The sequence below is a fragment of the Caulobacter sp. UNC358MFTsu5.1 genome (genome assembly GCF_000712075.1).
Lineage (GTDB): Bacteria > Pseudomonadota > Alphaproteobacteria > Caulobacterales > Caulobacteraceae > Caulobacter.
This window is the reverse complement of record NZ_JONW01000008.1, coordinates 283,970-301,366: the sequence shown is the minus strand read 5'-3', so window position 1 is coordinate 301,366 and position 17,397 is coordinate 283,970. Positions and strand designations below refer to the sequence as shown.

Below are 17,397 nucleotides of genomic sequence, written 5' to 3'. Positions count from 1 at the left end.
CGGCGATGTGCAAGCCATTGAAATTCATGGCAATTCGTTCCTGGCGTCGAGCGAGCGACAAGAACGTATGCGCAAGGAGGGCGCCAACTGCGGGTGGGACGCGACGACGCGGCAAGCCTGGTCCCGTTAACCCTGTTTGGCCCGGCAAAAAACGCCGTGGTCGGCCTATCCGAAGTCGTAAATGCAAGATTAAAATCAAATAAAACAATATCTTATGGCGTCGACACGAGTTGGCCCGGCGGTTGCTGAGGGATGGCCGGATCAAGGCGTGTCCTCTTCGGGCCGCCATCCTCCGTGGACCCAATCGACGCATGACCGCGATCGCTGCACCCACTTCCGTCCTGCCCCAGGCCCCGGCGATCGCCGGCGGCTATGACAAGGACGCGGCCGACGGCTTCGGCGCCCTGCTGGCCCAGGCCGGCGGCGCCAACGCCGCGAACGACAAGGCCCCCGTGCGAGACGCCGGCAAGGCCGCGGACCGCGCGCAAGACAATAAAGCCTCCAGCGCCAAGGCCGCCGACGCCAAGGCCGATGCGAAGGCCGACAAGGCCGATCGCGCCGCCGACGCTTCGGACAAGGCCGGCGACGCCAAGGCGCCCACCAAGGTGGCCGACGCCGACCAGGGCGACGCCAAGGCCTCGGACGCCCCGACCGCCGACAGCAAGACCGACGCCAAGAGCGACGCCGACACGACCGTCGCCGACGGCCAGGCGGCCGACGCGACCACCGGCCAGGCCGACGCCGCCGCCCTGGCGGCCGCCGCGGCCCTGATCGCCGCCATGCAGGCGCCGACGACCCAGACCGTGAAGACCGACGCCGCCGCCGACGCGACCGCGACGGCCGGCCAGGCTCCCGTCGCCGCCGACACCGTCTTCGCCCCGGTCGTCGCCCAGGCCGCCGCCGCCCAGGAAACCGCCGTCCCCGCCGCCGCCGCGGCGACGGACGCCGCCGAGACCGCTCCGGTCCTCGACCTGCCGCAGACGCCGGCCGCCTCGGCCGCCGAGTTGGCCGCCGCCGCCGCGGCCGCCGCCAAGGCCAAGACCGCCTCGAGCGCGCCGGCCGCCAAGACCGAGGCCCCCGCGCCGGCCGCCCAGGCCGCCGCGCCCGTCGCGACCGACGCCGCCGCCCAGGCGACCGCCGCCGCGCCGGCCGTCGAGGCCGACGCCGCCCCCGTCCAGACGGCCGCGGCCGCCCAGGCCGCCGCGCCGGAAGTCGCCTCCGTGACCGCCAAGACGGTGAAGGCCGCCGAGCCGAAGACCGCCTCGACCACGGCGACCGCGGTCGCCGCCGCGGTGGCCGAGGCCGCCGCCGAACCGGCCCACGGCCCGGTCGTCGCCTCGGCCCACGCCGCGACGACGGGCGAGGGCTCGACCCAGGGCGGCGCCCAGGACCAGGCCAACGCCCAGGGTTCGCCCCTGAAGGAAGCCGCGCCGGTCGTCGCCCAGGCCGACGCCCCGGCGACCGCCCCGACCTTCGTGGCCCCCGGCACCGCCGCCGCCCCGGCCCCGGTCGTCGCCGCCCAGCTGCCCAAGGCCGGCCCCGAGACGGTCAGCCACCTGACGACCGAGATCGCCAGCAAGGCGGTGGTCGGCAAGACCAGCCGCTTCGACGTGGTGCTGCAGCCGGAAGGCCTGGGCCGCGTCGACGTGCGCATCGAGATCGCCAAGGACGGCAAGCTGACCGCCGCCCTGAACTTCGACAACCCGGCCGCCGCCGCCGACATGCGCGGCAAGTCGGGCGAGCTGCGCCAGGCCCTGGCCGCGGCCGGCTTCAACGTCGCCGACAACGCCTTGAGCTTCGACAGCTCGAGCCAGAACCAGAGCGGTCAGAGCCAGAACGCCTTCTTCAACTTCCAGAACCAGCAGGGCGGCGACGGCCGTCAGGCCTTCCACGGCCGCGCCTTTCAATCGGCCCTGGCTGAAGACATCCCGCTCGCCCCGTCCGCCCTGCTGCCCGGCCTCCGCGTCGCCGAGGCCAGCGGCGTCGACGTCAGAATCTAGGAGAGCCGCCCATGGTCGCCGCCACCAGCAGCACCGGCACTAGCATCACGGACAAGATCAACAACTCGCGGAACTCGCTCGCCAACAACGAGCAGACGTTCCTCAAGCTGCTGACCACCCAGCTGAAGAACCAGGATCCGCTGTCGCCCACCGACACGACCCAGATGACCAGCCAGATCACCCAGATGACGGGGGTCGAGCAGCAGCTGGTGACCAACGACCTGCTGACGGCCCTGGTGGGCATGAACACCAGCGGCGGCATCAGCGACGCCGTGAACCTGATGGGCAAGCAGGTGACCGCCGAGACCGACAAGTCGGTGCTCAAGGACGGCAAGGCGACCTGGAGCTACACCCAGAGCCGCTCGGCCACCGGGGTCAAGATCGAGGTCATCGACAAGTTCGGCAAGACCATCCGCACCCAGCTGCCGGACGACATGTCGGGCGGCGACCACACCTTCGAGTGGGACGGCAAGAGCGACGACGGCACGGTGCAGCCGGCCGGCGGCGCCTACACCATCAAGGTCACGGCGACCGACCCCGAGGGCTCGAACATCACCACGACCTCGAAGGGCCGCATCGACGGCATCGTCACCAAGGTCACCAACGAGAGCGGTCAGAACATGGTCTGGATCGGCGACACCAAGGTGCCGATCGACTCCGTGATCGGCGTCACCGACGCGCCGGCCGCCAGCAGCTAGGCCGACCAACAAGATGATCGGGCGTCAGAATGACGCCTCTGGGACCCCCGCGGGGGTCCGAACGCAAACCGCGCTGAACCCTCAAACCCTTTCCGTTTTGAATTTCATCGCAGGATCACAGTCATGAGCATCAACAGCGCCATGCTCGCCGGGGTTTCCGGCCTGATCTCGAACTCGTCGGCCCTGGCCGCGATCTCGGACAACATCGCCAACGTCAACACCGTCGGCTACAAGCGCAGCTCGGCCAACTTCTCGACGCTGGTCACCTCGCAGAGCAAGAACGCCACCTACAGCGCCGGCGGCGTGAAGGCCCAGACCCACCAGTTCGTCAGCCAGCAGGGCCTGACCCAGGCCACGACCTCGAACCTGGACCTGTCGATCGCCGGCTCGGGCTTCTTCGTCGGCACCGAGAAGCCGGAAGGCCTGACCGCCACCGACACCCGCTCGTTCACCCGCGCCGGCTCGTTCCAGCTGGACAACCTGGGCTACCTGCGCAACGACGCCGGCCTCTACCTGCAGGGCTGGCTGGCCGATCCGGTGACGGGCACGATAACGCCCGACCCCTCGGACCTGACCCAGCTGTCGTCGATCAACGTCGGCACCGTCGGCGGCACCGCCGAGAAGACCACCCGCGTCGGCGTCAACGCCAACCTGCGCTCGGAACAGCCGGTCTCGGCCGCGGCCAACGCCGTGTCGACCAAGACCGCCCTGGTCGACAGCAGCGGCGCGACCAACAACTACTCGATCTACTACAGCCCGACCGGCAACGGTAACGAGTACGCCGTCGAGATCCGTCAGGCCGGCGTCGCCGTCGCCAAGGGCGTCAACACCTACGACCCGATCACCGGCCTGCTGACGGGCACCACCCTGCCGGGCACCGCGCCGAACGTGCAGATCGCCGCCGGCCCGCCCGCGGTGACCCTGACCCAGACCCAGCTGGGCCTGAACAACAAGACCGACGCGGTCAACAGCGGCGCCTACGACCCGGCGACCCGCTCGATGTCGGACTACGCCGAAGACCCGACCACGGGCGTCAAGCCGGACTTCGAGATCCAGATCCCGGTCTCGGACTCCAAGGGCGGCCAGCGCACCGTCACCCTGTCGCTGCTGAAGGGCCCCGGCCCCAACGAGTGGTTCGCCGAACTGCGCGCCAAGCCGGGCGACCTGGACAACAACACCAACGGCCTGATCAGCTCGGGCAAGGTCACCTTCACCACCGACGGCAAGCTGGCTTCGGTCGGCAACCTGTTCGGCGGCGTCACCCCGACCGCCATCAACATCGGCGCCTCGGACCCGGCCGTGACCAACCTGGCCCCGCCCGCCGTGACCCCGCCGCGCTGGGCCGACGGCCTGGGCATCGACGCCCAGGACATCCAGATCGACCTGGCCAGCGCCGCCGGCGGCTTGACCCAGTACAACAGCCAGTCGGTGGTCCAGTCGGTGAACACCAACGGCACGGCCTTCGGCAACCTGACCAACATCGAGGTCGACGACCAGGGCTATGTCTCGGCGATCTTCGACAACGGCGTCACGCGCCGGATCGCACAGGTTGCGATCGCCACGTTCTCGAACCCCAACGGATTGAAGGGGGTGAACGGAAATGCATATCGCGTCACCAACGAAAGCGGCACCTATAGCTTGAAGACTCCGGGACAGGGTGGAGCGGGCGTGATTGCTCCGTCCACGCTGGAAGCTTCGACGGTCGACCTGTCGACCGAGTTCACGGGGTTGATCACGACGCAAAGAGCCTATTCGGCTTCGTCGAAGATCATCACCACCGCTGACCAGATGCTAGAAGAGCTTCTGAGCATTAAGCGGTAATTACAGGTCTTAACTGACCTTAATTACCCTGTGTCACATTGATACATCACAGGAGTAGGGAGAAAGCCTCGTGTTTCAGTCTTTCTTTACTATTGGAATTAAGCGCCTGTTATTTCCCGGCGCGTATGTTCCTCTCCAACAGTGATGGTTGTGGGAAAGGCGTAAAGCCATGTTGCAGCAGCAGCGCACGAACAGCCGGGGTGAGAAGTACGTGATCGGTCCGACCGGCGCGCCGCTGACTCTCTCCGACTTGCCGCCTCCGGAAACCCAGCGTTGGGTGATCCGGCGCAAGGCCGAGGTGGTGGCCGCCGTCCGCGGTGGTCTCCTCTCGCTCGACGAGGCGTGCGATCGGTACAAGTTGACCAACGAGGAATTCCTCGCCTGGCAACAATCGATCGACCGTCACGGCCTGGCGGGTCTTCGGACCACGCGGCTTCAGCAGTACCGCTAGTCGGCGGGCGTTGAAGCGTAAGGGAACGCCGGGGTTTCACCCCTCCGGCGAGCCCAGTTGTACAGATCGGCGGCCGCGTTCCCCTGGGACGCGGCCGCGACCTTTTGGCGCCCCCGCCACCCCCTTGGCGCCCCCTTTTGTAAACGACCCGTTTACCTTGCACTGGGTAAATCCTGCCTAGCGACGGCGTGCTCCGGCGCGTGTGGCTAAGCGTCCTCGTCGGGAGGCCGTTCAGGGTTTGGGGCGTAGGTTGGACAAGTTCCTCGGTGCGATTCAACGATTTGGCGTCGGTCGTCTGGCCGCCCTGATTGGCGTCGCCGCGGGCGCGATCGCCGTGATCGCCGCCGTGATGATGATGATGAGCAAGCAGCCCAACGAGCTGCTGCTGTCGAACGTCGACCCCAAGGAATCCGCCGCCGCCACCGCCGCCCTCGACCAGGCGGGCATCAAGTACGAGACCAAGGCCGACGGCGCGACGATCTATGTCGCGCGCGACAAGGTCAATTCCGCCCGCCAGCTGATCTTCACCAAGGGCCTCGTGACCTCGGGCTCGGTCGGCTACGAAATCTTCGACACCTCCAGCGCCCTGGGCCAGACCGACTTCGTCCAGCAGCTGAACCGCCAGCGCGCCCTGCAGGGCGAGCTGGAGCGCACCATCCAGGGCTGGGACGGCGTGCGCGCCGCCCGCGTCCACCTGGTGATCCCCAAGCGTCAGCTGTTCGAGGAAGACGCCGAGAAGCCGACCGCCGCCGTCACCATCAGTATGGGCCGCGAACCGTCGGCCGACATGGTCCGCGCCGTCCAGAACCTGGTGGCCGGTTCGGTCGCCGGCATGAAGCCCGACGCCGTCAACGTCATCGACCAGCACGGCAAGACCCTGTCGGCCGGCAGCGACGAGAGCCTGGCCGGCAAGCTGGCCCAGGACGCCAAGAGCGAGGCCGAGGGCCGCATCGCCAAGACGGTCAAGGACATGATCGACGGCGTACTGGGCCCGGGCAAGGCGCGCGTCAACGTCACCGCCGATCTCGACCTGAACCGCGTCACCACCCAGGAGCGCAAGTTCGATCCGGACGGCCAGGTCATCCGCTCGGAAAGCACCAACGCCAACGACGCCAGCGAGACCAAGAACGACGACACCGGCGGCGTCACCTCGACCCAGAACATCCCGGGCCAGACCCCGAACGGCTTCCAGCCGCTGGGCTCCAAGTCCAACAGCAACGAGAGCGTCACCAACTACGAGATCTCGGAAAGCACCACGACCACCGTCCAGGAGCCGGGCAAGGTCCGCAAGGTCGCCGTGGCCGTGGCCGTCGACGGGATCGTCGCCCCTCCGGGCAAGGACGGCAAGCCGGGCGCCTACACCCCGCGCACCGCCGCCGAGATGGCCCAGCTGGAGCAGCTGGTGAAGACCGCGGTCGGCTTCGACGCCTCGCGCGGCGACCAGGTCTCGGTGGTCAACGTCCGCTTCCCGCAGCCCGAGGACCAGGGCCTGGGCAAGGCCGGCCTGCTGGACGGCATGGACAAGAACGACCTGATGCGCATCGCCGAGCTGGGCGTGCTGGCGGTCGTCGCCCTGCTGATCCTGTTGTTCGCGGTCCGCCCGTTCCTGAAGAGCCTGATGAGCCCGCCGCCGACCCCGCTGGGCATGGCCCTGGCCACGCCGCAGGTGACCCGCATGGTCACCCTGTCGGACGGCACCACACAGGAAGTCGTCATCGACCAGTCGGGCGAGGCCATCGCCATCGCCGGCCCGGTCAGCGACATGGACCAGCGCATCGACATCGCCAAGATCGAGGGCCAGGTGAAGGCCTCGTCGATCAAGCGGGTCTCCGAGTTCGTCGAAAAGCACCCCGAGGAATCCGTCGCGATCCTCCGCTCCTGGCTGCACGAGTCGGAGTAAGCGATGAAGACCTCCGTCAACGACGTGAAGAAACTCGCCGGGCCGGAAAAGGCCGCGATCGTGCTGCTCGCCCTGGGCGAAGAGCACACCGCGATCTGGGAAGCCCTGGACGACGAAGAGATCAAGGAAGTCTCCCAGGCCATGGCCGGCCTGGGCACGGTCTCGGCCTCGGTCGTGGAAGAGCTGCTGGTCGAGTTCGTCTCGGGCATGAGCTCGACCGGCGCGATCATGGGCTCCTACGAGCAGACCCAGCGCCTGCTGGCGTCGTTCATGCCGCAGGAGAAGGTCGACCAGCTCATGGAAGAGATCCGCGGTCCCGCGGGTCGGACCATGTGGGACAAGCTGGGCAACGTGAACGAGGCGGTGCTCGCCAACTATCTGAAGAACGAATACCCGCAGACCGTCGCGGTGGTGCTGTCGAAGGTGAAGAGCGACCACGCCGCGCGCGTGCTGGCCTCGCTGCCGGAGGACTTCGCCCTGGAATGCGTCACCCGCATGCTGCGGATGGAGCCGGTCCAGCGCGAGATCCTCGACAAGATCGAGCAGACCCTGCGCACCGAATTCATGTCGAACCTGGCGCGCACGTCCAAGCGCGACAGCCACGAGATGATGGCCGAGATCTTCAACAACTTCGACCGCCAGACCGAGGCCCGCTTCATCGCCGCCCTGGAAGAGCGCAACCGCGAGGCGGCCGAGCGCATCCGCGCCCTGATGTTCGTGTTCGAGGACCTGTCGAAGCTGGATCCGGGCGGCGTCCAGACCCTGCTGCGCGCCACCGGCAAGGAACAGCTGGCCCTGGCCCTGAAGGGCGCCTCGGACAAGCTGCGCGAGATGTTCTTCTCGAACATGTCGGAACGCGCTTCGAAGATCATGCGCGAGGACATGGAAAGCATGGGCCCGGTCCGCCTGAAGGACGTCGACCAGGCCCAGGTCGCCATGGTGCAGGTCGCCAAGGACCTGGCCGCCAAGGGCGAGATCATGCTGGCCGGCGCCGGCGCCGAAGACGAACTGATCTACTAGGGGGATGGCTGAATGACCGACATGACCCCCCGCCGCTTCACCTTCGACACCGTGTTCGACGACCACGGCGGCATGACCGCGCCCGCGCGGGTGAAGAAGAACTTCACGCTGGAGGAGCTGGAGGCCGCCAAGGCCGAGGCCTACGCCGCCGGCGAGCAGTCGGCCGTCGCCCAGTCCGAGCGCGAGGCCGCCATGGCCCTGAACGCCATCGGCCAGGCGATCCACGGCGCCTTCTCGACCCTGACGGCCGTGGCCCACGAGCACCGCGAAGGCTCGGCGATGCTGGCCCTGGCCTGCGGCCGGGCCATCGCCGACGCGGCGCTGGACCAGTTCCCGGCCCAACCCGCCCAGGCGGCCCTGACGGCCCTGGCCCGCGAGGTCGAGGCCAGCCCGAAGCTGACCGTGCGGGTCGCCCCGCACCTGGTCGAGCGCACCCAGGCCGCCCTGGAGCAGACCGCCAACGCCATCGGCTTCCCCGGTCAGATCCTGGCCCGCGCCGATGCCCACCTGCCGGCCGCCGCCTTCGTCCTCGACTGGGGCGACGGCCGTGCGGCCTTCGACCCGACCGACGCGGCCGCCCGCGTCACCCAGGCCCTGGAAGCCGCGATCGCGGCCGAAGGGCTCCACGCCGAACCCCTTCTGCCTAGCGAAAGCTGACCGCCATGTCCGAAGACAACCTCACCCTCGACGAATTCGGCGGCACGATGCTGGCCTCCGAGATGCCGGTCGAACTCAGCGACAAGATCGCGTCCGACCTGGCGCCGGTCTTCGACGTGCCGGTCAACATCTCGGCCGTGCTGGGCCGGGCCCACATGTCGGTGGCCCAGCTGCTGCAGCTGTCGGCCGGCTCGATCCTCGAGCTGGACCGCAAGGTCGGCGAGGCGATCGACATCTATGTGAACAACCGCCTGGTGGCGCGCGGCGAGGTCGTCGTCGTCGACGAGCGCCTGGGCGTGACCATGACGGAAATCATCAAGGACGGCGACGCCGCCGGCTGACCGTCGGCGACGTCGAGTACCGCTTAACCAGTTGAACTGCCGGGGCGGCATAGCCCCAACGGAGATAGAACGATGCGCCTCCTGGTCGTCGGAAAACTGAACGGACAGCTCTCGGTCGCCGTGAAGATGGCGATGAACACCGGGGCCAAGGTCTCGCACGTCGAGACCACGGAAGCGGCGACCCACGCGCTGCGGGCCGGGCAGGGCGCGGACCTGATGATGGTCGAGTACACGCTCGACATCGCGGGCCTGATCGCCACCAACGAGTCCGAGCGGATCCGGGTGCCGGTGGTGGCCTGCGGCGTCGACGCCGACCCGATGCGGGCCGCCGCGGCGATCAAGGCCGGGGCCAAGGAGTTCATCCCGCTGCCGCCGGACGCCGAGCTGATCGCCGCCGTCCTGGCCGCCGTCACCGACGACAACCGCCCGATGATCGTCCGCGATCCGGCGATGGAGAACGTGATCCGCCTGGCCGACCAGGTGGCCCCGTCGGAAGCCTCGATCCTGATCACCGGCGAAAGCGGCTCGGGTAAGGAAGTGATGGCCCGCTACGTCCACGCCAAGTCGCGTCGGTCGAAGGCCCCCTTCATTTCGGTCAACTGCGCCGCCATCCCCGAGAACCTGCTGGAAAGCGAGTTGTTCGGCCACGAGAAGGGCGCCTTCACCGGCGCCGTGGCCCGCCGGGTCGGCAAGTTCGAGGAAGCCAACGGCGGCACCCTGCTGCTGGACGAAATCAGCGAAATGGACGCCCGCCTGCAGGCCAAGCTGCTGCGCGCCATCCAGGAGCGCGAGATCGACCGCGTCGGCGGCCAGAAGCCGGTCAAGGTCGATATCCGCATCCTGGCCACCTCCAACCGCGACCTGGCCCAGGCCGTGAAGGACGGCACGTTCCGCGAGGACCTGCTCTACCGCCTGAACGTCGTGAACCTGCGTCTGCCGCCGCTGCGCGAGCGCCCGGGCGACGTCATCACCCTGTGCGAGCACTTCGTGAAGAAGTACTCGGCCGCCAACGGCATGCCGGAAAAGCCGATCTCGGCCGAGGCCAAGCGCCGGCTGATCGCCCACCGCTGGCCGGGCAACGTCCGCGAGCTGGAAAACGCCATGCACCGCGCGGTGCTGCTGTCGCCGGGCGCCGAGATCGAGGAATTCGCCATCCGCCTGCCCGACGGCCAGCCCCTGGCCCCGGCGCCGGACGTGGCGGTGGCCCGCGGCGCCCAGATGGCCGCCGACGCCGTGTCGCGCACCTTCGTCGGCTCGACCGTCGCCGAGGTCGAGCAGCAGCTGATCATCGACACCCTGGAGCACTGCCTGGGCAACCGCACCCACGCGGCCAACATCCTGGGCATCTCGATCCGCACCCTGCGCAACAAGCTGAAGGAATATTCCGACGCCGGCGTTCCGGTGCCGCCGCCCCAAGGCGGCGTCGCCGCCGCCTAATGGAAAGTCTTGGGCGGGGTGGCCGCGGCCTGATCTGGATGAACTCCGTTCGGGGGCCGCGACCATCGGTCCGGCGCCCGACATGGCTAATTTCGATTAAGACCCTGGCGGGTTCGCGCAAATCGCTTCATCGCGGATTCAAGCTCCACTACGGGATCTAGGATTTGAATGGCTGACGCCGCCGTCCCCAAGGCCGCAACCTCCATCCCCAGCCCCAAGGCGCTGTGGGAAGGGATCCTGCGCGGCGAAATGGGACTGGCCCTGGGCGTCGTGGGCATCATCGTCCTGCTGATCATCCCGGTCCCGCCGATGCTGCTGGACCTGCTGCTGGCCATTTCGGTGACGGGCTCGGTCCTGATCCTGATGACGGCGGTGCTGATCAAGAAGCCGCTGGAATTCACCTCGTTCCCGACCGTCCTGCTGGTCGCGACCCTCTATCGCCTGGGCCTGAACGTGGCCTCCACGCGCCTGATCCTCGGCCATGGCCAGGAGGGCTCGCACGGGGCCGGCGCGGTCATCGCCGCCTTCGGCAACCTGATGATGCAGGGCAACTTCGTCATCGGGGTGATCGTCTTCATCATCCTGGTGGTGGTGAACTTCATGGTTGTCACCAAGGGTTCGGGCCGGATCGCGGAAGTCGCGGCCCGCTTCACCCTGGACGCCATGCCCGGCAAGCAGATGGCCATCGACGCCGACCTGTCGACCGGCCTGATCGACCAGGACACCGCCAAACAGCGCCGCAAGGACCTGGAGGCGGAATCGACCTTCTTCGGGGCCATGGACGGCGCCAGCAAGTTCGTGAAGGGCGACGCGGTCGCCGGCCTGATCATCACCGGCATCAACATCGTCGGCGGCATCCTGATCGGCGTCGTCCAGCACAAGATGCCGATCGGCGAGGCCTCGGCCTCCTACACCATCATGACCATCGGCGACGGCCTGGTCAGCCAGATCCCGGCCCTGATCATCTCGATCGCCGCCGGCATGGTCGTGTCCAAGGCCGGCGTCGAGGGCAGCGCCAACAAGGCCCTGACCACCCAGCTGGCCATGAACCCGGTCGCCCTGGGCATGGTCTCGGCCTCGGCCGGGGTGATCGCGCTGATCCCGGGCATGCCGATCATCCCGTTCGCGGCCCTGGCCGCCGGGGCCGGCTTCCTGGCCTATCGCCGCGCGACCAAGGCCAAGGAGCCCGAGCCCCTGAGCCCGGCCGAGCTGGAAGCCGCCGCCGCGGCGGCCGAGCCCGAGGAGGAGCCGATCAGCGCCTCCCTGGCCATCGACGACGTCAAGATCGAGCTGGGCTACGGCCTGCTGACCCTGATCAACGACCTGGACGGCCGCAAGCTGACCGACCAGATCCGCGCCCTGCGCAAGACCCTGGCCACCGAGTTCGGCTTCGTCATGCCGCCGGTCCGCATCCTGGACAACATGCGCCTGGCCAACCAGGGCTACGCCATCCGGATCAAGGAGATGGAGGCTGGGACCGGCGAGGTGCGCCTGGGCTGCCTGATGGCCATGGACCCGCGCGGCGGCCAGGTGGAGCTGCCCGGCGAGCACGTGCGCGAGCCGGCCTTCGGCCTGCCCGCCACCTGGGTCGAGGAGGCCATGCGCGAGGAGGCCACCTTCCGCGGCTACACCATCGTCGATCCGGCCACCGTGCTGACCACGCACCTGACCGAGATCCTCAAGGAGAACATGGCCGACCTGCTCTCCTACGCCGAGGTGCAGAAGCTGCTGAAGGAGCTGCCCGAGGGGCAGAAGAAGCTGGTCGACGACCTGATCCCCTCGGTGGTCAGCGCCACGACCATCCAGCGCGTCCTGCAGGCCCTGCTGAAGGAGCGCGTGTCGATCCGCGACCTGCCGCAGATCCTGGAGGGCATCGGCGAGGCCGCGCCGCACACCGGCTCGGTGGTGCAGCTGACCGAGCAGGTCCGCGCCCGCATCGGCCGTCAGCTGTGCTGGGCCAACCGCGGCGAGGACGGCGCCCTGCCGATCATCACCCTGTCGGCCGAGTGGGAGCAGGCCTTCGCCGAGGCCCTGGTCGGTCCGGGCGAGGACAAGCAGCTGGCCCTGGCCCCCTCGCGCCTGCAGGACTTCATCCGCGGCGTGCGCGACGCCTTCGACCGCGCCGCCATGGCCGGCGACAGCGCGGTGCTGCTGACCAGCCCCGGCGTGCGGCCCTATGTCCGCTCGATCATCGAGCGCTTCCGCGGCCAGACCGTGGTGATGAGCCAGAACGAAATCCACCCCCGCGCCCGCCTGCGCACCGTGGGGATGGTCTAGGCAAGGCCGGGGACATGCGCTCGCGCGTGTCCCCAACAGGAAGCGCTGCGCCAGACTTGGGGACACGCACAAGTGCATGTCCCCGGCCGCCCGTGTCGCGAGCCGCCCTCAGGCCTTTCGCCCAGAAATCGCCTGGAAACGCCCAGAAATGGTCACGGGTTGTTACTGACTATTTCGGAACCGTTGCCGATAGGTCGCGTTCGTTTTGCCAAGGCGGGGGCCTTCACGACGGAGCGCTACTGATGAAAACCAAGATCGCCATGTTCGCCGCCGCCGCGACTGTTTCGCTGGCCGGCGCCGCTTTCGCCCAATCGACGGCCCCGGCTCAGACGCCGCCCGCCGCGACCACCTCGACCACCACCACGACCACGGCTCCGGCCCAGTCGACCACGCCGGCCGCCCCCGCGGCGACGACGGCTCCGGCCGGTCAGGCCGCGCCCGCCGCGGCCCTGCCGGGCGCGCCGACCCAGTCGACCACCAGCAGCACGACCAGCACCACCAGCACCGCCGCCGACGCCGACGCGGCCGGTACGCCGTCCTCGGCCAACGTGGCCCTGGACCTGAAGGTCGGCTCCGAGGTCAAGGACCCCTCGGGCGCCGTCGTCGGCACGATCGCCGGCACCACCACGGGCGCGGACGGCGCCACCAACGTGGTCGTGACCAGCGGTGAGAAGAAGTTCGCCCTGCCCAAGGCCAGCTTCAGCGCGGCCGCCACCGGCGGCCTGCAGACCACGGCCACCAAGGCGCAGATCGACGCCACCCTGGCCGGCGCCAAGCCTCAATAGGCTAGCGTCGTCCCCAACGATCGTCGGCTGACGATCAGCGAGCCCGCTCGGCATTGCCGAGCGGGCTTCGCGCTGCTAGCGATGGGGCCAGTACCCGGCGGAGCTCCCGCTGACATGAGGGGTGTCGGATGGCTCCGGCCAGAAATTCCAGGACGAGTGGTTCGAGCGGTCTGTTCTGGGACCTGCTGACCTTCGACCGTCTCGTCACCGGGCCGGTGATCCACCTGATCTACTGGGCCGGCCTCGGGGTCGTGGCCCTGTTCGCGTTCTCGGTGGTGGGCGCGGCCGTCGGCTTGGCCCTGAAGGAGCCCGGCCTGCAATCGCTGCTGCTGGCCTTCCCCGTGCTGGTCGCGGGCCTGCTGGTGGCCGCCGCGATGGTGCTGCTGTGGCGCGCGTTCTGCGAGTTCTACGTCGCCATCTTCCGCATCAGCGAGGACCTGCGCGCCCTGCGCCAGGCCAGTGACGCCGACCACGCCGTGGCCTCCGTCACCCGCCCCCCGAGCTCGGCGCCGGCTCCCAAGCCTGCGACCGAATAACGCGGTATACGAAAATTCACCCTCAAGCTTGAGGGCAGGGGTCTTCCCCGGCGTCTAAGCGTCGAGGAGGCGTATTTCGTCTCCTGCTGGAGACGCATGTTGGCCGCTGATCAAGAACCCCACCTCGTCGACGTCCACGTGGGCGGCCGCATCCGCATGCGCCGCAAGGCCCTGGGCCTGAGCCAGACCCAGCTGGCCGACAGCGTGGGCATCACCTTCCAGCAGCTGCAGAAGTACGAGCGCGGGACCAACCGCGTCAGCGCCTCCAAGCTCTACGGCATGGCCGTGACCCTGCAGACCTCGGTCGCCTGGTTCTTCGAAGGCATGCCGCCGCTGGAGACCGATGACGGCGACCGCCGCGCCATGGCGGTGCGCCGCTTCATGGCCACCGAGGAGGGCGTGGAGCTGGCCTCGCTGGTGCCGCAGCTGCCGATGGCCCAGCGCCTGCAGATCCTGGCCCTGGCCAAGACCCTGAGCGTCGACAACGACGACGACCGCGCCGCGGGTTAGGCGCGGAACGCCGCGACCAGCGCCGCCGCGCCCGCCTTCGGCCGCCCGGCGTTGTCGAACACGGCCGGCGCGTCGCCGGCGTTCTCGGCCGTCAGCCACGAGTCGCGGTCGCGCAGGCCCCACAGGGTGAAGGCGAAGCGCTGGCGCTGCGGCAGGGCCATGAAGGCCTCGGCGGTCTCGGCGTAGACGGCGGTCTGGCGCCGCAGCAGCTCGCCGCGCGACAGCAGCTTGTTCTCCGACCGGGTCAGCGAGACGTCCAGTTCCGACACGTGGATCGGCAGGCCTAGGCTCGCCAGCTCGCGGATCATGCGGGTGATCTTGCCGGGCGCGATGTCGGCCGCCACGTGCATCTGGGTCCCCAGGCCCGTCAGCGGCGCTCCCGAGGCCAGCAGCCGCTCGGCCAGCTTCAGGAAGGTGGCGCGCTTGGTGTCGTTGTATTCCAGATTGTAGTCGTTCAGCAGCAGGGTCGCCTGGGGATCGGCCTCCCGCGCGGTGCGATAGGCCAGGGCGATGTGCTCGAAGTCGCCCAGGCGCTCAGACCACAGGCTGCCCCGCCAGCCGTTCCCGTCCTCGGCCACCGCCTCGTTGACCACGTCCCAGCCGACGGCCAGGCCGCGATAGCGCTCGACCACGGCCAGGATGTAGTTGCGATAGGCGTCGGCGAAGCCGATGCGGTTCTCGTCCAGCCGCTGGAAGGCCTCGGGCGCCTGGGCGTACCAGATCAGGGTGTGGCCCAGCAGGCCCATGCCGTGGGCGCGGGCGAAGGCGGCGATGCGGTCGGGGGCGTCGAAGCGGAAGGAGCCGTCCGGCTGGACGATGTACTCCATCTTCATCTGCCACTCGGCGGTCAGCTGATTGGCCTGGCGGGCGATCAGGGCCGCCAGGGCCGGGTCGTCCAGGTGCAGGGCCTGGACGCAGGTCCCGATCCGGAACGGGGCGACGGTCTTCAGCGGGGGCAGGTCGGCAGGGACCGACTGACTCTGCGCGTCCTTGGCGCCGCAGGCGGACAGGGCCAGGGCCGAGCCGACGACGGCGCGGCGGGAGTAGAGCCCGCTAGCGGCCACCGACCGCCGCCCGGCGCAGGCCCAGCTCGTCCAGGGCCGCGGTCTCCAGCTTGCCGACCAGCTTGGCCTTGGCGACCTTGGCGGCCTCGGCGACGTGCTCGTACTTCTTGAGGTTCTCGAAGGCGTGGGCCAGGGCGTCGCGGGCGCCGGCCTCCTCGATCAGGATCTGGTCGATTTCGAGCAGGGTCTGGTCGCGGCGGATCTTGGAGCCCTGGCGGAAGCCGATCATGTACCAGCCGGCCTCGACGTCGCCCTGGGCCTGCATGGCCTCCAGCTCGGACTCCGCGTCGATGGTGGCGACCTTCATCTCGGCCGCCTGGCGGCGCTCGACGATGTCGGCCAGCCGCTTCTGCAGGGTCTCGACCTCGTGGTTCGAGATGCGGATCAGGGAGTCGGCCCACTTGGTCATTACGCGGCTTCACTCTGCAGGATGTGGGCGAGGTGGCCGAAGCTGTCGTCGAGGCTGGTGGCCTCGTCCGGGCTCTGGCTGAGGAAGGCCTCGACGGCGGGGTTCAGGCGGATGGCGCGGTCGATGATCGGATCGGCCCCGGCGCGGTAGGCGCCGATGCGGATCAGTTCTTCCATGTTCGAATAGGCCGCCAGGCTCTGGCGGGCCATCTTGACCACCTCGCGCTCCTCCAGCGTCTGGCAGCCCGGCATGGTCCGCGAGATCGACTTCAGCACGTTGATGGCCGGGAATCGGCCGCGCTCGGCGATCGATCGCTCCATGACGATGTGGCCGTCCAGGATGCCTCGGGCGGCGTCGGCGATCGGCTCGTTGTGGTCGTCGCCGTCGACCAGCACCGTGAACAGGGCGGTGATCGGGGCGGCCGTGGTGCCGTCGGCGCGGATCGGACCGGGACCGGCCCGCTCCAGCAGCTTGGGCAGCTCGGTGAAGACAGTGGGGGTGTAGCCCTTGGTGGTCGGCGGCTCGCCGGCGGCCAGGCCGATCTCGCGCTGGGCCATGGCGAAGCGGGTGACCGAGTCCATCAGGCAGAGGACTTCCTGGTCCTGGTCGCGCAGGAACTCGGCGATGGCCAGGGTCATGTAGGCGGCCTGGCGGCGGGTCAGGGCCGGTTCGTCCGAGGTGGCGACCACGACGATGGCGCGCTTGAGGCCTTCCTCGCCCAGGGTCTCCTCGATGAACTCGCGGACCTCGCGGCCCCGCTCGCCGATCAGGCCCACCACGACGGCGTCGCAGGTGGCCTCCTTGGCCAGCATCGACAGCAGCACCGACTTGCCCACGCCCGAACCGGCGAAGATGCCCAGGCGCTGGCCGCGGCAGGTGGTGGTGAAGACGTTCATCGACCGCACGCCCAGGTCCAGGCGCTCGCCGACGCGGCCGCGGGCGTGGGCCGGCGGCGGCGGGGTCTTCAAGGGGTAGGGGACGTCGCCCTGGGGCAGCGGCCCCAGGCCGTCGATCGGCTCGCCGAAGGCGTTGATGATGCGGCCCAGCCAGGCCTTGGTCGGACGGACCACGGCGCCCTCGGGCATGATCTTGATCACCGCGCCGGGGGCCACGCCCTCGACGGGGCCGAACGGCATCAGCAGGGCGCGGGTTTCGCGGAAGCCGACGACCTCGGCCGGCAGGGTCGGCAGGTTCAGGCGCTCGATCTCGACCCGCGCGCCGACGGCGAGACGGGTCAGCCCGCCGCGCGCCTCGATCAGGAGGCCGTTCACGGCGGCGACGCGACCGAAGACGGTCAGCGGATCGATACGTTCGACGGCGGCGATCAGGCTACGCAAGCACAACTCCCGACGGCTCGAAGCCAAGCTTTGGGCCTCTCGCGTTAATGGGGAGTGAAGTAGAGGCTTATGGTTAATCGGCTCTTGAGGATTGTGGTTAGGCTGGGGCCTGCGTCCTTATGACCGACCCATATTCTGACCCGCTCATCCCGGC

16 protein-coding genes are annotated in these 17,397 nt (G+C 69.0%); 13 read left to right on the top strand and 3 right to left on the bottom strand.

Annotated features, from left to right (window positions below):
- The first annotated feature begins 311 nt into the window (after positions 1-311).
- From BR39_RS0116400 to BR39_RS0116340, 13 genes are all read left to right on the top strand, one after another.
- Entirely contained in the window at positions 312-2,000 is a 1,689-nt protein-coding gene (locus BR39_RS0116400; RefSeq protein WP_029914103.1) for a flagellar hook-length control protein FliK, read from the top strand.
- A gap of 11 nt (positions 2,001-2,011) precedes the next feature.
- Positions 2,012-2,698, top strand: coding sequence for a flagellar hook assembly protein FlgD (locus tag BR39_RS0116395; RefSeq protein ID WP_029914101.1), 687 nt, complete (start codon positions 2,012-2,014; stop codon positions 2,696-2,698).
- Positions 2,699-2,821: 123 nt separating this feature from the next.
- Entirely contained in the window at positions 2,822-4,519 is a 1,698-nt protein-coding gene (gene flgE / locus BR39_RS0116390; RefSeq protein WP_029914099.1) for a flagellar hook protein FlgE, read from the top strand.
- 169 nt (positions 4,520-4,688) lie between these two features.
- Positions 4,689-4,970, top strand: coding sequence for a CtrA inhibitor SciP (gene sciP / locus BR39_RS0116385; protein WP_007675208.1), 282 nt, complete (start codon positions 4,689-4,691; stop codon positions 4,968-4,970).
- A 250-nt stretch (positions 4,971-5,220) separates the two neighbouring features.
- Entirely contained in the window at positions 5,221-6,870 is a 1,650-nt protein-coding gene (gene fliF, locus BR39_RS0116380) for a flagellar basal-body MS-ring/collar protein FliF (RefSeq protein ID WP_029914094.1), read from the top strand.
- A gap of 3 nt (positions 6,871-6,873) precedes the next feature.
- A complete protein-coding gene (gene fliG / locus BR39_RS0116375; RefSeq protein WP_029914092.1) occupies positions 6,874-7,890 on the top strand; it encodes a flagellar motor switch protein FliG in 1,017 nt (338 codons plus the stop codon).
- Positions 7,891-7,902: 12 nt separating this feature from the next.
- Positions 7,903-8,547 (top strand): flagellar assembly protein FliH, encoded by a 645-nt coding sequence (locus BR39_RS0116370; protein WP_029914091.1) that lies wholly within the window; start codon positions 7,903-7,905, stop codon positions 8,545-8,547.
- Positions 8,548-8,552: 5 nt separating this feature from the next.
- Positions 8,553-8,888, top strand: coding sequence for a flagellar motor switch protein FliN (gene fliN / locus BR39_RS0116365; RefSeq protein WP_029914089.1), 336 nt, complete (start codon positions 8,553-8,555; stop codon positions 8,886-8,888).
- A 72-nt stretch (positions 8,889-8,960) separates the two neighbouring features.
- A complete protein-coding gene (locus tag BR39_RS0116360; protein ID WP_029914088.1) occupies positions 8,961-10,325 on the top strand; it encodes a sigma-54-dependent Fis family transcriptional regulator in 1,365 nt (454 codons plus the stop codon).
- A gap of 168 nt (positions 10,326-10,493) precedes the next feature.
- Entirely contained in the window at positions 10,494-12,602 is a 2,109-nt protein-coding gene (gene flhA / locus BR39_RS0116355) for a flagellar biosynthesis protein FlhA (RefSeq protein WP_029914086.1), read from the top strand.
- A 242-nt stretch (positions 12,603-12,844) separates the two neighbouring features.
- Entirely contained in the window at positions 12,845-13,387 is a 543-nt protein-coding gene (locus BR39_RS0116350) for a hypothetical protein (RefSeq protein ID WP_029914085.1), read from the top strand.
- A gap of 128 nt (positions 13,388-13,515) precedes the next feature.
- Positions 13,516-13,923, top strand: coding sequence for a DUF4282 domain-containing protein (locus BR39_RS0116345; protein ID WP_029914083.1), 408 nt, complete (start codon positions 13,516-13,518; stop codon positions 13,921-13,923).
- 96 nt (positions 13,924-14,019) lie between these two features.
- Complete coding sequence (locus BR39_RS0116340) at positions 14,020-14,433, top strand: helix-turn-helix domain-containing protein (RefSeq protein WP_035018555.1); 414 nt, start codon at positions 14,020-14,022, stop codon at positions 14,431-14,433.
- Here the strand turns inward: BR39_RS0116340 and BR39_RS0116335 are convergent.
- The 3 genes from BR39_RS0116335 to fliI are packed head-to-tail and all read right to left on the bottom strand — an operon-like array spanning position 14,430 to position 17,243.
- Positions 14,430-15,497 carry an endo-1,4-beta-xylanase gene (locus BR39_RS0116335; RefSeq protein ID WP_035018553.1) on the bottom strand — a complete coding sequence of 356 codons (1,068 nt, stop codon included), beginning with the start codon at positions 15,495-15,497 and terminating at the stop codon, positions 14,430-14,432. The two genes, BR39_RS0116340 and BR39_RS0116335, sit on opposite strands and share 4 nt — an antisense overlap.
- A complete protein-coding gene (locus BR39_RS0116330; protein ID WP_029914077.1) occupies positions 15,487-15,906 on the bottom strand; it encodes a hypothetical protein in 420 nt (139 codons plus the stop codon). The genes BR39_RS0116335 and BR39_RS0116330 overlap by 11 nt, the downstream gene beginning before the upstream one ends.
- The gene (gene fliI / locus BR39_RS0116325) at positions 15,906-17,243 is read right to left on the bottom strand and encodes a flagellar protein export ATPase FliI (RefSeq protein WP_029914075.1); all 1,338 of its coding nucleotides are present in this window, start codon (positions 17,241-17,243) and stop codon (positions 15,906-15,908) included. Before fliI ends, BR39_RS0116330 begins: the two co-directional genes overlap by 1 nt.
- Positions 17,244-17,397 lie beyond the last annotated feature (154 nt).